The sequence below is a fragment of the Flavobacterium sp. W22_SRS_FK3 genome (genome assembly GCF_052113665.1).
GTDB lineage: Bacteria > Bacteroidota > Bacteroidia > Flavobacteriales > Flavobacteriaceae > Flavobacterium.
On record NZ_JBGQOF010000005.1, the window covers coordinates 61,768 to 77,151 of the forward strand.

Here is a 15,384-nt window from a genome sequence, read left to right on the forward strand (position 1 = left end):
TTACATTATTTTACCTACAAGAATGGAAGCATCATCTGTCCCTCTTACATTTTCTTTATATAACGCTGAAGCTATGATACCTGAATGCTGTTTTAAAATAGACGTCATATCATTTAGATTCCATCTGGTGCGTAATCCGTCACTATGCATTACAAGAATCTGATGTTTTTTGTACGGAACAGTTGTACTGTTTAAAGTACGCGGAATATTATGTCCAATAATTCCATTATAAGGTGTATAGGTTTTATTTTCCAATCCGTCGTAAACACGCGTACTAATATTACCAACACCACAGATATTCCAGACCTCCGATTTAAAATCTACTACTGCAACTGTGGCTACCAATCCCCTGCTCTTTTTTACTTTACTGTGCATATCCCTGATGATTTCTGAAGGTTCCACTTCGATTGACTGCTTGAAGGCTTTTATGGCAAGCTGTACCGCCTCATTTGCATTTTCACCATGTCCCAAACCATCACCTAATAATATTTGAAATCCTCTTTTTGAAGTCTTAATATGATAGCCATCACCACAAATTTTTTCTCCGGGATAGTTAACTGCAATACCACTGTAATTCAGACCACTTTGTAAAGCAGGCAAAACCAAGTCAGCCTTTTCGTATATTTTAACATACTGTACGCAGCCCCAGTTTTTCATGGAGTATATTTGAAAATCATTACTCAGTCTTTTAATGGAACCCAATCCCTGCCCAAGCGTATTTGAAGACGAATAACCATCGCTCATTATTTTCGAAAGGTTTTCAAAACCAATGCCTTTATCCAGACAGTAAATCTCTATAATATTATGTTCCTCTTCTATATTCGCTCTGTACAAAAGTTCCCCTCCATTTGCATATTTAATAAGATTCGAAGTAAGTTCCGAAACAATAATATCTGTTTCAGCAGCTCTGTGCGGTTTAAAACCTATTTGAAGTGCCAGGTTGTGTATTTCTCTTTTTATAAAAGCAATCAGGCTTCGATCGTCAATTTTATAGCTGGAAAACGTATTATCCATTTTTCCATTTTGTTATAGTCACGGTAGTACCGTTTCCGGGTTCTGATTTAATGTCAAATTCATTGACCAGTCTTTTGGTACCTGGCAGTCCTAAGCCTAAGCTTTTTCCGGTGCTGTATCCATCTTTCATAGCCAGACTTATATCTGCTATTCCGGGTCCGTTATCGATAAAAGTTACGCGCACGCCATTATCACGGCCATTACTGACCGACTCAATGATGACTTTGCCACCACCGCCATATTTCAGGAGATTACGAACAAGTTCGCTTGTTGCTGTAATTAACTTGGTCTGATTCAAAATACTCATACCAATTTTAACTCCATACTCTTTTACACGGTTGCGTAACGGCACCACATCCTGTTCTTTAACAATTACAGCTTCTTCTTTGTTATTCGTTATCGTCGTCATAATCCTGCTCTTCATTATCGCTAGTATGCATTTTTGAGCGCAGTAGGTCCATGCCTTTTTCAACATTTAGGGCACTTATAACTCCGTTTAAGGACAATCCAAGTTCTACAAGGGTTATAGCAACAGCGGGCTGCATTCCTACAACTACTGTTTGTGCGTCCATTATTTTAGACATCACGGCTATGTTTCCTAAAATACGCCCCATAAAAGAGTCGATTATAGAAACGGCTGAGATATCAATTAAGACACCTTTTGAACTATTTTTACTAATAGTGTTAATTAAATCTGATTCAAGATTTTCTGCCAGCTGGTCGTACAAATCTACTTGTATAGTTACAAGCAGAAAATCTCCCATTTTTAGTATAGGAATTCTTTCCATATCAATAATAAACTTAAACTATTTTTCTTTTCACTACTGTAAGCGATAACATATCAAATGCAGTTTTAAGTGCGCTTGCAAGTGATGCTTTAGTGATGATGCCTGTCAGGTCTATTCCTAAATGTACTACAGTCTGAGCAATTTCAGGACGAATACCACTAATGATACATTCGGCTCCCATTAAACGCGTTGCACTCACTGTTTTAATAAGATGTTGTGCTACCAATGAATCGACTGCTGGAACCCCGGAAATATCCAGGATCGCAATAGAACTTCCTGTGTCTACAATCTGTTGTAGTAGATTTTCCATTACAATTTGTGTTCTTGAGCTGTCTAACGTACCAATAATAGGCAAAGCCACAATACCTTCCCAAACCGTAATTACCGGTGTTGAAATTTCGCTGATTTCGTCGACTTGTCTTGAGATAACATCTTCCCTTCCTCTCATAAAAGCCTCAAAGGTCAGAATGGTCATATTGTCCAAAATGGTATTCAGCTGTAAATTGGCCTGATACAATTCGTCAGAATCTTTTATAAGTTCAGATAAGATTTTTGATGCTGCCTGTTTGAATGTTGTAAGATATTGCGCATTTTCTCTTGGTGAAAAACCACGTTTTCCTCTTGAAGAAGAAATTCCTACAATAAGATCCTCTACTTTTATGAATTCAGGAGAGTCCTGAAACTTACCTTGTAAGGTTGTTACGGCGCTTAAAAAAAGTGATGCAAATTCTTTAGATTCTTCTTCTTCTACCGCTCCATCATCAGATCCGCTTTCGATAAGAAGCTGAGACCATAGTTGTAATAATTTATTTTCGTGCTCTTTTAAGCCACCCAAAAAGTTGTTTTGCATTTGGTACATGTTTATATTTCTTTAACAAATATAGAATATTAAAAAGAACCAATTGAGAAAATATGTATTAAATTAAAAAAGAAATTTTATACTAAAAAAACAGTTTTAAAACTTCTTTTTTTATAAGAAAAACATTCATAATTACGAACAATCAACTAAAAATGTAAAACATCCCGCTATTGCCTGATACTTACAATTTTAGTGTTTTATCACTCTTTTTGGCTTATGCCTTATTCATGCACTATCTATGCTTTATCTATGCTTTATCTATGCTTTATCCATGCTTTATCCATGCTTTATCTATGCTTTATCTATGCTTTATCCATGCCTTTGCTAAGCCTTTGCTAAGCCTTTGCTCAAACTTAATTAATAACCTATTGCCTTGAAAAACAAGATCTTATATAAAATAGATTACCTATATAAAGAAATTCTAAGAGTCTTGTTTTTAGAAGCTGTTTCCTGCTGTCCGCTGTATCTTTTATGCCGAACACAGGCACAAAAGGATGCCGCTTCCATCAGGGCTATGGGTTTTAAATTTCATGAGGATTATATTTTTCTGAAACAAACAAAAAATTATGCACAGAAATGTGAGCCGTTTAAAATACAGTAATTCAGGAATTCCGAATATATACTAAGCCATCATACCTTTCACAAAAATCTCCACAAACTCTTTCATTTTACAAATAATTCTCTCACCAATAGCTCTGAAGAATACTTGGTCTATTGTCTAAACATTGAAAAACTTCATCTTTTATGGGTTCTCGACCGCTGTAAATGTAAGCATCGATTAACGCTTTGAATTGCGCCTTATCTAAATGTTCTTCTTCGCATAGTTTTCCTAAGGCTAAAACTTTTTGATCCTGCCAAAATTTTTCAAATTCATCTTCAATATTATCGCCGTCATTTATTTTTGGCATATTTTCATCAATGAACTTCTGAATCAATTATCTTTTACTTCTTAATTGAATATCTCCACCTAATAAATCGACAATAGCTTTTCTTTGTTTTGAAGCTGCAATTGGCGTTTATGCTCCTTTCAGTTGTGCCAATAATTTCAGAATGTAAGCCACATTAATTTGGTCTCTGTGAATCAATTCTAATTCAAAATCGATATCATCAAGTATGGATGTTTTTTGTTTTTGATTGTCTTGTTTTACTTTTTCATACAAGTCGAGGTATTTGCTTTTGTAGTCTTCAAATTCCTGTTCATTAATCAATAAATCATCCCAGTCAAAATCAGCGTAGGATTGCAATACATTGATGGCTCTTATCAATTTTCTGAAAGCCTGTACAAATTCTGCTTCATCTTCTTCGCTTTTCAAATCATCTACATTTTGATAAGTTGGCGTAATTTCCCTTAACTGTTTTAATGCTTCATCAAATTTCTCTGCTATCTTTTCATAATCTGGCATCGTAACCACTTCTATCGCTTCGTTGTTCGAAAACAAAGTTATAGCATCATCGGTTGCTTTTTTTAGGTTTCTGAATGATTAAATATTTCCTTGCGACTTTTGCTCTCCAAGTATTCGATTAGTTCTTGAATAAGCTTGTATTAAACCGTGTTGTTTCAGATTTTTATCTACATAAAGTGATTAATGAAACACCAATTGAACAAGGCGGAAGTTATGAAGTGTTTTTTTTTATAAAATAGATGATTTAAAAGATCACTATCAAATTAGCAATGGCAAGCCATTATTCAGCGGATTATTTGTTTCTACTTTATTAGGCATATCTTATTACGTGGCATCCTTTTTAATACTTGGAAAGATACCTATTTGAGTAATGTCATTATACCAGTTATTGACATACTTGAATTATTAAAAAGTAAACGTTGAATTTTGTAAATTTTAATAATATTGATTATAAATGTTTTGAGAGAATTCTCAAAACATTTTTTTTTACATGCAAATTAAATAACAATCTCAAAGGCAATATTCTTAAGATCTCGGCTTAGCCAAATTCCTATCATACATCACAATCGTTCCTGCCACGGCTACGTTTAAGCTTTTTATGGATTTGAATTTTACTAAATGATGGCATTTTTCCATTGTTTTTAGAGGTAAGCCATGATCTTCAGCCCCTAACAAATACACACAGCGTCTTGGGTGTTCAAAGGTTTCTAAATCGGAAGCGGTTTCATGTAATTCAACACCAACCAGTCGCGCTCCCTTAGGTAAGTTTTCGTAAAAAGCTTCAAAAGTATTATAGTGAAAATACGGAATTGCTTTCACCGCATTATGGGTATCACAGGCTTGTTTCGCATATCGATTGCCTATGGTAAATATAAAAGTAGCGCCTAAGTTTTGAGCCGATCGCCACAAAACTCCCAAATTTTCAGGCGTTTTACCATTGTGGATGCCGATACCAAAATATTCATTTACAAAGTTATCATTCATAACACCAAAAGTACAAACTGTAAATACATAAATCAATTTTTTGTTAGGTGAAAAAAAGTTGATATTGAGAGCGCTTTACGCTTATCAAAAATAAATTTGTTTTTTAGTACTCTCCTCCTCTTTTAAATTCAGTAGCTATAAAAATAAGTAAGCCGAAAGTTTAAAAGTGTAAAGTCAAAAGAAGTAATACTATCAATAGCTGTTTAAAATCAATCTATTACTTGATAGTGACTGATTTTAAAATGCGACATTACAAGATGATTTTTTACTTATCAATTTAAATTATAAAACTTTATACTTTAACGGCCAGTTTATTTAGATCAAAATTAAAACCAAAAACGACTCAAAGTCACAGACTTTAGGCTTTATCATATTGTTATGCAACTCTAATGTTATAGACGCATAGAGAGACATGATAATTTAGTAAGATATGACTCCTTTCTTATAAGATATAAATGGCACTATAGACTAATTTTATGATTATTAATCACTTAAAAATTCAATCATGGAACCTTCAAATATATTCACCACCGAAGAATTAGCAAAATGCCCGTACCACGCACAGCTTAATCAGACAGAAAATAATCATGATGAACGTAAAGATGTCAACACCGGAGATTGGGATGCCGAGCGTAACGAAGCCGGTACAGACCCTAATCGTAATGAAAATGTAGATATTGACAACTCAGGAGGTGCATAATAACTGCAAACGACAGTTAAAATTAATCCGTAACAAATGATAATACTATACTAAAAAAAACAATGCATAATGAGCACAATATTTAAAAAAGGTCAGGATGTTAAACAAGAATTTGGTGGCCCTATTATGAAAGTAATCGGGTTCGAGCCTGAACTAATCGAAAATGTGATCACCCAGTGGGAAGATGAAGAGGGAACTATAATTACTGGAAAATTTATGGATTCCGTTCTTCAACCTGCAGATCATTAAAAAAAAATTCTTAGAGAAAATCACAACTTAGAAAAAATCATAAAAGGTCTTTTTCATTAAAGGTAAATATCACAATCTGGCCTTTTTATCCAGATGTAAAGTCTAAATGTTATTATTAATAAAACATACTCAAATAATTCAATTTTAGAAACTTAACTAAAAATATTTTTATGAAATTTTTCACACTATTATTAATGCCTATTTTCTTTTTCTCTTGTCAGCAAAAAGAAAACAAGAAAAATACTGTTCATGCGTTAGACACCCTTAAAGAGAAAAATACAGAACATCAAAAAGCAAAAGAAAAAATCATAGAAGAGAACAAACAAAAAGGTGATACTATCTATATGAATTTTAGGAATGAAAAAGGTTTGTTTGCAACTGAAGGTTCTTTAGATTCGATTCATCCTAGAATATTCGTCAAATTTAAGAATGAAAATTCAGGTGAACTGAAAGCAACCATTATTCCAACCACAGGCAAAGGAAACATCCGTTTCAACCAAATTATTTTTCCTGACAAAACTTCAGACGGACCTTTTGGAATGGATTTGAAAATTCCGCTCAGACAAAAAGGTTATTATGTTATCGTTATTGGTCGTTCGCTAATGGCTGACAATCCATTTTTTGGTAAATTCGAGGTAGTACTTGATGATAAAGAAGAAGAATATAAGTAAGTCAAAAGTTTAAGTCGTAAAGTCAAAAGAAGCAATATTGTCAAGAGCTGTTTAAAAACAATCTATTACTTCAGATCAAATAATTTTAAAATGCGACATTAGAAGATGACTGTTACTTAATTAATAAGTATAAAATCATAATTTTATTTATACAAGGAAGGAAAATTGAGAAATTAACCAGAATGTTTTTAAACCAAGCTGATAAAAATACTTAAATGTTAAATAATAAATTTATAAAAAAATTTAACTATAAGAAGCTCATCAAACTAAAAATGAATCTATATTAATTGTCTCTGGGTTTGCACCTGTAAAGCTAATTTAAACACAAAAGGTTCAAAGTCTCCAACTTTAAACTAAATTTATTTAAAAAATACAATCAAAACCTCTTCCTCTTTTAACACCAACCCTGTTAAATATTCTACTTTCAGAAATTGTAGAAACTTTCAAGAATAAAAATTCTAAAAACTTTTGAACTTTAAAAAATTAGGAATACTATCAAAATTTCTAAGGAAAAAAATCTTTCTTTTAATAGATATTCAAAATAAAACAAACAATAACAATCATAAAAAAACCTTATAGTCAGTCACACAATAAATAAAAAAGCCAATAGCAACAACTATCAGCTTTTTTAAATAATCCTAAAAAAATTTAAGATACTACAAATTCATCAATCGGTACCCTTGCTTTTTTTAATTGGCTAAACACATCATTTTCTGAATCTCTATACCCTAGCGACAATATTACGACACTTTTTAATCCTTTTTGTTTCAGGTTTAAGAGTTCATCAAATTTTGCATTATCAAATCCTTCCATTGGTGTTGTATCTACTCCGAGTTCTGCCGCGGCGATCAAGGCAGTTCCTAATCCGATGTAGGCTTGTTTGGATGCCCAGATAAAGTTTTCTTCCCCGGTACGATTTAGTAAATACGATTCTAATAAATTTTTAAATTCTTCGAGAGCTTCTTCAGGAATCTCTCTTACAGTAGCTGTATTTTTAATATAGCTTCCTATACGCTCTTTAGTCACATTATCAAAAGCGGCAAATACCAATAAATGTGATGCTTGGGCAATCTGAGAATTAAAAGAACCTTCACCTAATTTTTTTTGTAATTCTTTATCATTCACTACGATAATTCTAAAAGGCTGAATTCCTGTTGAGGTTGCAGCTAGATTAATAGCTTCTGTTATTTTTTCTACCTTATCGTTACTAACAATTTCAGTATTATATTTTTTAACAGCGTATCTCCAATTAAGTGTTTCTAATAATTTCATTTTTATAGATTTAAATTTATTTACCAAAAGTATTGTATGTTTGCTATACAAAAGTCAGTACTATACTTTTGTATAGTACTATCCAGGAGTATAGTGACTTAAAAACCAATGATATGGAATTAGAAATTGCACATGATGCTACAAGTTGCTACGGGATATTACAACCGGTTTCTGACGCTCTTTATATTTTAAGCGGAAAATGGAAACTGCCAATTCTTATTGCACTACGTTTCGGAAACAAACGTTTTGGACAACTTGCAAGAGAAATTCCAAACATTACGGAGAAAATGCTGTCTAAAGAATTACGTGCCTTAGAAATCAATCAATTGGTTAAAAGAACCGTCTACGACACTATTCCGGTAACAGTAGAATATTCGCTTACAGAATATGGCTTTTCTCTGGATAAAGTGATTGCTGAACTTGCCATTTGGGGAATTGAACACAGAAAATTATTGATTGCAGAAAATAAAAATGAGGATTGAAATAGTATATTAATTAGAAGCGAATCAAAAGCTTCAAACACAATCTCAACACCCTTTCCTATCTTCCCATCGACCTTTTTAATACTCGTACTTTCAGACATCAGAGAAAAACTCAATTTAGTACCATCACACTAATTGAAATTCCGTAAACCCGGGAATCTTGTGAAACAGGAATACGATCAGCACTTTTAAGAAGAAAACAGGCTTCCTCTAAAGAGATATTCGGAATAAAATAAACAGTGTTCATATCATAATCGCTTCCGTTTTCGATAAGGATTGCTCCATTTTTATATACGTAGGAATTGGAAGAAGCATTGTCATTTTTAGGATCCGGTTTATTAGTTTTTGATTTCATCATTTTAAATTCCTGATCAAAATAAGATTTACTTAATTCAAACCCCGTTTTATTTGAGATAAATAGGCATCAAAAACATAACCTACTTTTCCGTCGTTGCTTTTTACTTTTACCCAAAAACCGAATAAAGTAAATCCCTTAAAATCATCTTCTGAATCTTTTGTTGGTTTAATTTCCAGAATTGTATAGGTTGTTTTTCTTTACATTATCATCAATAATGATACATTCTTCACCCGCGTTTAATACCGTTACCATTTTACTTTAGCTTTTGCATCAGCATATATTTTAACTTCTGCTGCACTGCAATTGGATACTATATCTCCCTTTTTGTATGAATCACTATTTATGAGATACAGTTCTTTATTATAAATTTTATTAATGAGTGTCAAAAATTATTAATTTGATTAATAATAATTATCGCTATAAATTTGTCCTATCAAAATCAAACAACTGATTTTAAAAATTAAAAAAAACAACTTTAAAAATTAGCAATCATGAAATTTACAAGAAGAGCAAACGCAAACTGGAAAGGTACAGGAATGGACGGAAAAGGAACTATCAGTACACAAAGCACTACACTAAACGAAGCACAATTATCTTTTAAAACCCGTTTTGATCAAGGTGTTGGAACCAATCCTGAAGAATTAATCGCAGCGGCACATTCTGGATGTTTTACAATGCAACTGAGCTTTTTACTGTCTGAAGCCGGTTTTGTTCCGGAAGATTTAGATACGGTAGCCAAAGTTACTTTTGAAGACGGAACTATTACTTTAATTCAATTAGAACTGACCGGAAAAGTGCCCGGAATTTCTGCAGAAGATTTTCAGCAAGCCGCTCAAAAAGCAAAAGAAATTTGTCCGATCTCAAAACTTCTTAATACTGAAATCACATTAGCTGTAAAATTGAATTAAATTTCAAAAATCAATACCAATGGCAATAAAATCAAAAATCGATTTAAATAATCTAAAATCTAAAATTACAATGAAAACAAAATCTATATCTATAAAAGAACAATTGAAATCTTATTTCCTGTTCGCAGCTTTAATCTTTAGCTTTTTATTCGCAACAGCAAATGCTAACGCACAAAAAGCAACAACGCCTCAAATTAAAAATGTTGTCTTAGTACACGGTGCATTTGCAGATGGCTCCGGATGGCAGGGTTTATATCAAATTTTGACTAAAAAAGGATATAATGTAACAATTGTTCAAAATCCTTTAAGCTCTCTTGAAGATGATGTTGCTGCAACAAACTTAGCTTTAGACAAACAAGACGGACCTACCATTTTATCGGGACATTCCTGGGGCGGCACTGTTATTACCGAAGCCGGAAATCACCCAAAAGTTGCGGCACTAGTTTACATAGCCGCTTTACAGCCTGATAATGGCGAAAATTCTGTTCAATGGCTGCAAACAGCCCCTCCTGCTCCTGAAAATGGTGTGCTGCCTCCGGATGACAAAGGAATTGCGTATTACGATAAAGCTAAATTTCACGCTGGTTTTGCAGGAGATTTGAGCAAAGAGCAAGCTGATTTTATGTATGCTTCGCAAGGTGCTTTTCATGCTAAAGGATTTTTAACGCCCATTACAAAAGCGGCCTGGAGAGACAAACCTTCTTACGGAATTGTTGCTACTGAAGATAAAAGTATCAATCCTGATATTGAACGTGCAATGTACAAACGTTCTAACACAAAAATTACAGAGATAAAAGGAAGCCACGTTGTTTTTATTTCTCAGCCAGTAAAAGTCGCCAATGTGATTATTGAGGCATCGAATTTCAAAAAGTAATTTAGTTGAATTTCAATAAAAAAATTCCAAATTCCAATTGTAACAGATTTAGAATTTGGAATTTAAAATATTGGAATTTTAAGAATACTTGCTTACTTCTTTCACAAAATAAGGCGAGTCGTTCCAGCGGATTTTTCGGTAGCTGAAGTTTTTTTTGAGAGCATCCGGAAGGCAATTCCAGATCGCTTCGTTCATTTTTTCGAGTAAAAGTTTTTTTGAGAACGAATCTGAAACTACCAGACTAATTTCTCTTACCGGAACAGGCTCTTTAAAAGGTTTAAAAAGAGTTGACGATGCTTCGTTTACTATAGAAAGCTGCGGAATAATGGCGAATCCTAATTGTGCGCGAACGAGATTTTTTAAGGTTTCTATCGAGCTGATATCATACGTAAACTGCTCTTTTATTTTATCTGAGTTTTTTAATCCGCAGATATCTAAAAGCTGAGCGTTGTAACAAAATTCATGATGAAGCAATAACAATTCTGTTTTGTCAGTAGGCTGTAATTCATAAAAATCTGCTGTAGCCATGGGATGCTCATCATTCAGGTAGGCCACAAAAGGTTCCTTAAACACAGGATGTTCGATTAAATTGGCATTTCCAGTTGGTGTTGCCATAATCGCAACATCTATTGTTCCTGTTTCCAGATCTTTCATCAGCTGTCCCGTATTCGATTCCCGAATGATGAAACGGACATTTGGCGTCGCTTCTTTCATCGCCTTAATAAATAACGGAATTAAATAAGGTGATAAAGTCGAAATAATTCCAAGCTTTAACTCCCCTTCCAGCAGATTTTTTTCGTTGACCACAAAATCCCTAATTTCATCAGCTTCACGCAGAATTTTTTTGGCTTTATTAATGATTTCTGTTCCAAGTAAAGTCGGTGTTAACGGCACTTTATTGCGATCAAAAATTTTGATTCCGATTTCTTCTTCGAGATTTTTTAGCTGAATGGTAAGTCCCGGCTGTGTTACCATACACACTTCTGCTGCCCTTGCAAAGTGGCGTTCTTCGTCTAAAGCTACAATATATTTTAACTGCTGAATGGTCATTACTTATAATTTTATTTTATAAAGATAAGTAAATATCAATTTAAATTATAAAAGTAAGAGGTTTTAACCGCAAAGTTCGCAAAGCTTTGTAAATATAACTTTGCGCTCTTTGCGTACCACTTTCGCCTTTGCGGTAAAATACCAAAACTAATGATTTTAAAGCCCTATTGGGATTTTTTTCAATGGATAGTATCGGTTTTTTTTTTCGGGGAAAGTTTTACTTCTCTTCTTCACTCTTTAATTGTAAAGCTCTCTGCAAAAAGCTCTGGTGTAGTATTTTATTTTCGGCTTCATTAATCGCCTGAAGCAAATTATTCTGATTATCGGCTATGTCCTTCAAAACATTTGTCATAACTGCCCAAACAGGTTTCATTATTTCAATAAGCTCCTTTCCTTTTGCAGTCAGCTGCAGCAGTCTTTTACGTTCGTCAATTTTGTCTTTTTTAGAACGAATGAGTTTTTGTTTTTCTAATTCTTTCAATAAACTGATTGTTGAAGGATGTGTGTAACCAATTTCATTGGCAATTTCTACAACACTCAAAACCTCTTTATGATATAGGGTATAGATTACAGGAAACCATTTCGGCTCAAAGTCAATTCCGTATTCTTTATAAAGCAAAGCTCCGTCTTTACGCAATTGCTCGCTCAAACGCTGCAATCGCGTTGAAAGGGCTAAAATTCCTGATTCATCAATTATATTCATTCTTCTTATTTTAAAGTTAAATGACGGAAAACATGGTCTGGTTTCATTAAAGGAAATTTCTCCGGAAGCAATTCCTGTTCGATGGCAACAAAATGATTTCGTTCATAAAAACGCAATGCCGCTTCTAGTTTAGAAATGGTTCCTAAATATATGTCATCGATTTCGTTTTCTTTACAAAACTGAATTAAAGTGTCTAATAATTTTTGTGCAATAGAGAATTCTTTTCCGCGATATTCTTTCTTTACAAACATTTTTCTTATCGCTGCCGCTTTTTGATCAAACTTTATCAAGGCAATTGTACCTACTAGTTCATCTTTTACAAAAGCACCCCAAAAACCTCCGCCTCCGGCATGATAAAAATCCTTTATATTTAATAAATCAGGCTGGTCTTCGATAGTAATAGGAACATTAAATTCTTTCTGCTGAATACTTAATATTAAATCTATAGCAGCTTCTGAATATTCATTTCCGATTGGAATAATTAACGGTTTCATATCTTCTTTTTTAAAAAACAAAACTACGTAGTTAACTACATAAAAGCAAATTTATTTTAATTTTATTATTGTTTAAACCTTCCAACTTTTAATTATCCCGTAGTTTCTTCTAAAGACCGTTTAAAATCTGACTGAATTAGAACAAACATTCATTACTGTTATTATAAAAGATAGTTATTACTATTATTTTTAGAAATTTTAGTGAGTTTTGAAATTCAAAAATTCTAAAGGATTTTTTTTTTAAATAGTAAATATATGTAAACAACTGTATATCTGATTAATAAAATGATTCTTGCTGTAGGAAATTGAATAAAATATAGGTGTGTAAAAGTTAAAATAATATTTGAATGCTCTTTTTATTAGGTAAGATTTTTGTTTTTTAGTATTTTTGCAACCCTTTTTTAAAAACTATTATATCGCAATGGGATATTCAAATAATGATTTAATGCGTTTTTTAGATGCGCAAAACAAACTTTATCTTACTGCTTTTTCTGAAATTGAAAAAGGGAAAAAAGAAACCCATTGGATGTGGTTTATTTTTCCGCAGATAAAAGGATTAGGCACCAGTGATAATTCTGTTCTCTATGCCATTGCAGATCTTACGGAGGCTGCAGAGTTTTTAAATCATCCTATTTTAGGAAAACACCTTATCGAAATTTCTGCGTTACTTTTAACTTTCAAAAGAAAATCAGCAGAAGCCATTTTTGGAGATTTAGATGCCCGAAAACTATGCTCTTCTATGACTCTTTTTTCACTGGTCGAAAATGCAAATCCTGTATTTCAGGAAATCATCGATGCTTTTTTTTCAGGAAGACCTGATTCTGCTACATTAGCTATTATCAATACAAATACTGAAGCTATCGAAACTGAAACAGTCTAATTTTATTCATTTTCCTGTTTTAATTTTTATTTCACCTGTCATAAGCATTCTTTTGTACGCCATTATTTTAACATTCTAACATGTGAACAAACGGCAAAGTAATACTATACTATTCATAGTTTTATCTAACTCTTAAATCAGCGACACTTCTGCAGCTTTTAAGGAAATCTTTAGTTAGTTTAATTTTGTTACAATTTAGAACTGCGCCTTTATTAAAATTGTTATTATCTGTATTAATTTTGCCTATTCGGACAGCAAGTAACAAGAAGCCGGTTCTGTTTTAGAATAGAAGATGAAAAAGACCGAATATGCCATAGTAGATATCGAAACCACAGGCGGCAATGCCAGTGGCAGCCGTATTACAGAAATTGCTATCATTATCCATGACGGAATAAGCGTGACTGATAGATTTGAAACCCTGGTTAATCCGCAAAAAGAAATTCCTGTTCCAATTTTTGCACTTACAGGTATTAACAATGAAATGGTGCGTCATGCGCCTATTTTTGATGCTATTGCGGAACAAGTACTGGAAATGCTTACTGATCGAATCTTTGTTGCACACAATGTTAATTTTGATTATTCATTCGTTCGGCATGAACTTGAAACTGCCGGATTTAGCTGGAAAGCAAGAAAATTATGTACTGTTCGCGCTGCCAGAAAAATAAGACCAGGATTTAGTTCGTATAGCCTGGGAAAACTCTGCCAATCGTTAGAAATTCCATTAGAGAACCAGCATCGTGCCGGTGGGGATGCAGATGCTACCGCGATATTATTTTCAAGATTATTGAAATGGGATACCGAAGGACTGATAGAAAAGATGGTCAAAAACACGTCATTAGACCAACGCCTACCTCCTAACCTTCCACCAGAAGATTTTGACCGATTGCCTGAAAAACATGGTGTTTATTATTTTTATAATCAGGTAAATAAAGTGATTTACGTGGGTAAAGCGATAAATTTAAAAAAACGAGTCGCTTCTCATTTCAGCGGGCATAAAATTACGCCGCAACGACAACATTTTCTACGGGATATTTACGCCATATCTTTTGAAGTATGTGCGACTGAACTCATGGCTTTGCTTTTGGAGTGTTCTGAAATAAAAAAACTCTGGCCTGCTTACAACAGGGCGTTAAAACGATTTGAACCCAAATATGGACTTTACGAATATGAAGCCCGTAGCGGATACAAATATCTGGTAACCGGAAAGCTGAATAAGTTTCAAGGCTGCATCGAACATTTTAATACTATACATGAAGGCATAAACATGCTCATTAGCCTTAAACAGCAATTTGAAATTGATAACAGGTTTTGCAGATATGGTATTTCAACTGCTGGAGAAAATTTTCCGATTAGTGATTTTACAGATTTACCCGATGTATGTAGCCATAACAAAAAAATCGAAAATGCGATTGATTATTTGGCAGCTAACAGATCAAGTTTTGCCATTATTGACAAAGGCAGATCGCCAGATGAGCGCAGCTGTATTTGGGTTGAGAATGGGCATTTTTATGGAATGGGTTATATTACATCGGATGTTGGATTTAAGGATCCTTCTGAAATAAAAGATTATGTGACGCCTTATAAAAGCAACCAATATTGTATGCACCTTATTAATAAATATGCACAAAAATACCCTGGAAAAGTTTTTATCAAAAAAACCAGCTAATTTAAATTAAAACCCAACCTCGCTTTAAA

21 protein-coding genes and 1 pseudogene are annotated in these 15,384 nt (G+C 33.3%); 9 read left to right on the forward strand and 13 right to left on the reverse strand.

Translation table 11 applies throughout. The features are described from left to right. Genes ACEN2I_RS06270 through ACEN2I_RS06285 form a run of 4 tightly spaced genes read right to left on the reverse strand, consistent with a single transcriptional unit; the run spans window position 1 to window position 2,652 of the window. Complete coding sequence (locus tag ACEN2I_RS06270; protein WP_441765241.1) at window positions 1–1,014, reverse strand: SpoIIE family protein phosphatase; 1,014 nt, start codon at window positions 1,012–1,014, stop codon at window positions 1–3. Further along, window positions 1,007–1,423, reverse strand: coding sequence for an anti-sigma regulatory factor (locus ACEN2I_RS06275; RefSeq protein WP_441765242.1), 417 nt, complete (start codon window positions 1,421–1,423; stop codon window positions 1,007–1,009). The genes ACEN2I_RS06270 and ACEN2I_RS06275 overlap by 8 nt, the downstream gene beginning before the upstream one ends. Beyond that, entirely contained in the window at window positions 1,404–1,802 is a 399-nt protein-coding gene (locus ACEN2I_RS06280; protein ID WP_441765243.1) for an STAS domain-containing protein, read from the reverse strand. The genes ACEN2I_RS06275 and ACEN2I_RS06280 overlap by 20 nt, the downstream gene beginning before the upstream one ends. A 13-nt stretch (window positions 1,803–1,815) precedes the next feature. Then, window positions 1,816–2,652, reverse strand: a complete 837-nt coding sequence (locus ACEN2I_RS06285; RefSeq protein ID WP_441765244.1) for an STAS domain-containing protein — start codon at window positions 2,650–2,652, stop codon at window positions 1,816–1,818. Window positions 2,653–3,034: 382 nt separating this feature from the next. Between ACEN2I_RS06285 and ACEN2I_RS06290 the strand changes: the two genes are divergently transcribed. After that, the gene (locus tag ACEN2I_RS06290) at window positions 3,035–3,262 is read left to right on the forward strand and encodes a hypothetical protein (RefSeq protein WP_441765245.1); all 228 of its coding nucleotides are present in this window, start codon (window positions 3,035–3,037) and stop codon (window positions 3,260–3,262) included. A gap of 82 nt (window positions 3,263–3,344) precedes the next feature. On the opposite strand, the pseudogene ACEN2I_RS06295 reads toward ACEN2I_RS06290, so the two are convergent. The 3 genes and pseudogenes from ACEN2I_RS06295 to ACEN2I_RS06305 form a co-directional block, all read right to left on the reverse strand. Next, window positions 3,345–4,064 (reverse strand): annotated as a pseudogene (locus ACEN2I_RS06295) (type I restriction endonuclease subunit R, EcoR124 family). Between the two features lie 78 nt (window positions 4,065–4,142). Further along, entirely contained in the window at window positions 4,143–4,223 is an 81-nt protein-coding gene (locus ACEN2I_RS06300) for a type I restriction enzyme subunit R domain-containing protein (protein ID WP_441765428.1), read from the reverse strand. 366 nt (window positions 4,224–4,589) lie between these two features. After that, the gene (locus tag ACEN2I_RS06305; protein WP_441765429.1) at window positions 4,590–5,048 is read right to left on the reverse strand and encodes an RNA methyltransferase; all 459 of its coding nucleotides are present in this window, start codon (window positions 5,046–5,048) and stop codon (window positions 4,590–4,592) included. A 505-nt stretch (window positions 5,049–5,553) separates the two neighbouring features. On the opposite strand from ACEN2I_RS06305, the gene ACEN2I_RS06310 reads away from it, so the two are divergent. The 3 genes from ACEN2I_RS06310 to ACEN2I_RS06320 all read left to right on the forward strand — a co-directional run bounded on the left by ACEN2I_RS06310 (window position 5,554) and on the right by ACEN2I_RS06320 (window position 6,668). After that, complete coding sequence (locus tag ACEN2I_RS06310; protein WP_441765246.1) at window positions 5,554–5,748, forward strand: hypothetical protein; 195 nt, start codon at window positions 5,554–5,556, stop codon at window positions 5,746–5,748. Window positions 5,749–5,817: 69 nt separating this feature from the next. Then, window positions 5,818–5,997, forward strand: coding sequence for a hypothetical protein (locus ACEN2I_RS06315; protein ID WP_441765247.1), 180 nt, complete (start codon window positions 5,818–5,820; stop codon window positions 5,995–5,997). A gap of 170 nt (window positions 5,998–6,167) precedes the next feature. After that, window positions 6,168–6,668: a hypothetical protein gene (locus tag ACEN2I_RS06320; protein WP_441765248.1), complete on the forward strand. Its 501-nt coding sequence runs from the start codon at window positions 6,168–6,170 to the stop codon at window positions 6,666–6,668. 648 nt (window positions 6,669–7,316) lie between these two features. Here ACEN2I_RS06320 and ACEN2I_RS06325 read toward each other — a convergent pair. After that, window positions 7,317–7,940: a nitroreductase family protein gene (locus tag ACEN2I_RS06325; RefSeq protein ID WP_441765249.1), complete on the reverse strand. Its 624-nt coding sequence runs from the start codon at window positions 7,938–7,940 to the stop codon at window positions 7,317–7,319. A gap of 113 nt (window positions 7,941–8,053) precedes the next feature. Here ACEN2I_RS06325 and ACEN2I_RS06330 point away from each other — a divergent pair, with 113 nt between their 5' ends. Further along, window positions 8,054–8,422, forward strand: coding sequence for a winged helix-turn-helix transcriptional regulator (locus ACEN2I_RS06330; protein WP_441765250.1), 369 nt, complete (start codon window positions 8,054–8,056; stop codon window positions 8,420–8,422). Window positions 8,423–8,534: 112 nt separating this feature from the next. Here ACEN2I_RS06330 and ACEN2I_RS06335 read toward each other — a convergent pair whose 3' ends face one another. Continuing rightward, a complete protein-coding gene (locus ACEN2I_RS06335) occupies window positions 8,535–8,780 on the reverse strand; it encodes a hypothetical protein (protein WP_441765251.1) in 246 nt (81 codons plus the stop codon). 245 nt (window positions 8,781–9,025) lie between these two features. Further along, on the reverse strand, window positions 9,026–9,166 hold the full coding sequence (locus tag ACEN2I_RS06340) for a hypothetical protein (protein WP_441765252.1): 141 nt from the start codon (window positions 9,164–9,166) through the stop codon (window positions 9,026–9,028). Window positions 9,167–9,271: 105 nt separating this feature from the next. Between ACEN2I_RS06340 and ACEN2I_RS06345 the strand changes: the two genes are divergently transcribed. Both ACEN2I_RS06345 and ACEN2I_RS06350 read left to right on the forward strand, forming a co-directional pair. Continuing rightward, entirely contained in the window at window positions 9,272–9,688 is a 417-nt protein-coding gene (locus ACEN2I_RS06345) for an OsmC family protein (protein ID WP_441765253.1), read from the forward strand. A 19-nt stretch (window positions 9,689–9,707) separates the two neighbouring features. Next, window positions 9,708–10,562 (forward strand): alpha/beta hydrolase, encoded by an 855-nt coding sequence (locus tag ACEN2I_RS06350; protein WP_441765254.1) that lies wholly within the window; start codon window positions 9,708–9,710, stop codon window positions 10,560–10,562. Window positions 10,563–10,640: 78 nt separating this feature from the next. On the opposite strand, the gene ACEN2I_RS06355 is transcribed toward ACEN2I_RS06350, so the two are convergent. From ACEN2I_RS06355 to ACEN2I_RS06365, 3 genes are all read right to left on the reverse strand, one after another. Continuing rightward, complete coding sequence (locus tag ACEN2I_RS06355) at window positions 10,641–11,612, reverse strand: LysR substrate-binding domain-containing protein (RefSeq protein ID WP_441765255.1); 972 nt, start codon at window positions 11,610–11,612, stop codon at window positions 10,641–10,643. Window positions 11,613–11,829: 217 nt separating this feature from the next. Then, window positions 11,830–12,315 (reverse strand): MarR family winged helix-turn-helix transcriptional regulator, encoded by a 486-nt coding sequence (locus ACEN2I_RS06360; RefSeq protein ID WP_441765256.1) that lies wholly within the window; start codon window positions 12,313–12,315, stop codon window positions 11,830–11,832. 5 nt (window positions 12,316–12,320) lie between these two features. Then, window positions 12,321–12,809, reverse strand: a complete 489-nt coding sequence (locus ACEN2I_RS06365; RefSeq protein ID WP_441765257.1) for a GNAT family N-acetyltransferase — start codon at window positions 12,807–12,809, stop codon at window positions 12,321–12,323. A 421-nt stretch (window positions 12,810–13,230) separates the two neighbouring features. Here ACEN2I_RS06365 and ACEN2I_RS06370 point away from each other — a divergent pair, with 421 nt between their 5' ends. Both ACEN2I_RS06370 and ACEN2I_RS06375 read left to right on the forward strand, forming a co-directional pair. Then, on the forward strand, window positions 13,231–13,689 hold the full coding sequence (locus tag ACEN2I_RS06370; RefSeq protein ID WP_441765258.1) for a DUF1810 domain-containing protein: 459 nt from the start codon (window positions 13,231–13,233) through the stop codon (window positions 13,687–13,689). 292 nt (window positions 13,690–13,981) lie between these two features. Further along, window positions 13,982–15,355, forward strand: coding sequence for an exonuclease domain-containing protein (locus tag ACEN2I_RS06375; protein ID WP_441765259.1), 1,374 nt, complete (start codon window positions 13,982–13,984; stop codon window positions 15,353–15,355). The last annotated feature ends 29 nt before the right edge of the window (window positions 15,356–15,384 follow it).

Bases quoted from the DNA above. Each gene is read 5' to 3' on its own strand.
- ACEN2I_RS06330 (WP_441765250.1), top strand. From the start codon at position 8,054: ATGGAATTAGAAATTGCACATGATGCTACAAGTTGCTACGGGATATTA.
- ACEN2I_RS06285 (WP_441765244.1), bottom strand. From the start codon at position 2,652: ATGCAAAACAACTTTTTGGGTGGCTTAAAAGAGCACGAAAATAAATTA.
- ACEN2I_RS06375 (WP_441765259.1), top strand. From the start codon at position 13,982: ATGAAAAAGACCGAATATGCCATAGTAGATATCGAAACCACAGGCGGC.
- ACEN2I_RS06280 (WP_441765243.1), bottom strand. From the start codon at position 1,802: ATGGAAAGAATTCCTATACTAAAAATGGGAGATTTTCTGCTTGTAACT.
- ACEN2I_RS06325 (WP_441765249.1), bottom strand. From the start codon at position 7,940: ATGAAATTATTAGAAACACTTAATTGGAGATACGCTGTTAAAAAATAT.
- ACEN2I_RS06310 (WP_441765246.1), top strand. From the start codon at position 5,554: ATGGAACCTTCAAATATATTCACCACCGAAGAATTAGCAAAATGCCCG.
- ACEN2I_RS06315 (WP_441765247.1), top strand. From the start codon at position 5,818: ATGAGCACAATATTTAAAAAAGGTCAGGATGTTAAACAAGAATTTGGT.
- ACEN2I_RS06270 (WP_441765241.1), bottom strand. From the start codon at position 1,014: ATGGATAATACGTTTTCCAGCTATAAAATTGACGATCGAAGCCTGATT.
- ACEN2I_RS06305 (WP_441765429.1), bottom strand. From the start codon at position 5,048: ATGAATGATAACTTTGTAAATGAATATTTTGGTATCGGCATCCACAAT.
- ACEN2I_RS06275 (WP_441765242.1), bottom strand. From the start codon at position 1,423: ATGACGACGATAACGAATAACAAAGAAGAAGCTGTAATTGTTAAAGAA.
- ACEN2I_RS06355 (WP_441765255.1), bottom strand. From the start codon at position 11,612: ATGACCATTCAGCAGTTAAAATATATTGTAGCTTTAGACGAAGAACGC.
- ACEN2I_RS06320 (WP_441765248.1), top strand. From the start codon at position 6,168: ATGAAATTTTTCACACTATTATTAATGCCTATTTTCTTTTTCTCTTGT.
- ACEN2I_RS06370 (WP_441765258.1), top strand. From the start codon at position 13,231: ATGGGATATTCAAATAATGATTTAATGCGTTTTTTAGATGCGCAAAAC.
- ACEN2I_RS06365 (WP_441765257.1), bottom strand. From the start codon at position 12,809: ATGAAACCGTTAATTATTCCAATCGGAAATGAATATTCAGAAGCTGCT.
- ACEN2I_RS06360 (WP_441765256.1), bottom strand. From the start codon at position 12,315: ATGAATATAATTGATGAATCAGGAATTTTAGCCCTTTCAACGCGATTG.
- ACEN2I_RS06335 (WP_441765251.1), bottom strand. From the start codon at position 8,780: ATGATGAAATCAAAAACTAATAAACCGGATCCTAAAAATGACAATGCT.
- ACEN2I_RS06345 (WP_441765253.1), top strand. From the start codon at position 9,272: ATGAAATTTACAAGAAGAGCAAACGCAAACTGGAAAGGTACAGGAATG.
- ACEN2I_RS06350 (WP_441765254.1), top strand. From the start codon at position 9,708: ATGGCAATAAAATCAAAAATCGATTTAAATAATCTAAAATCTAAAATT.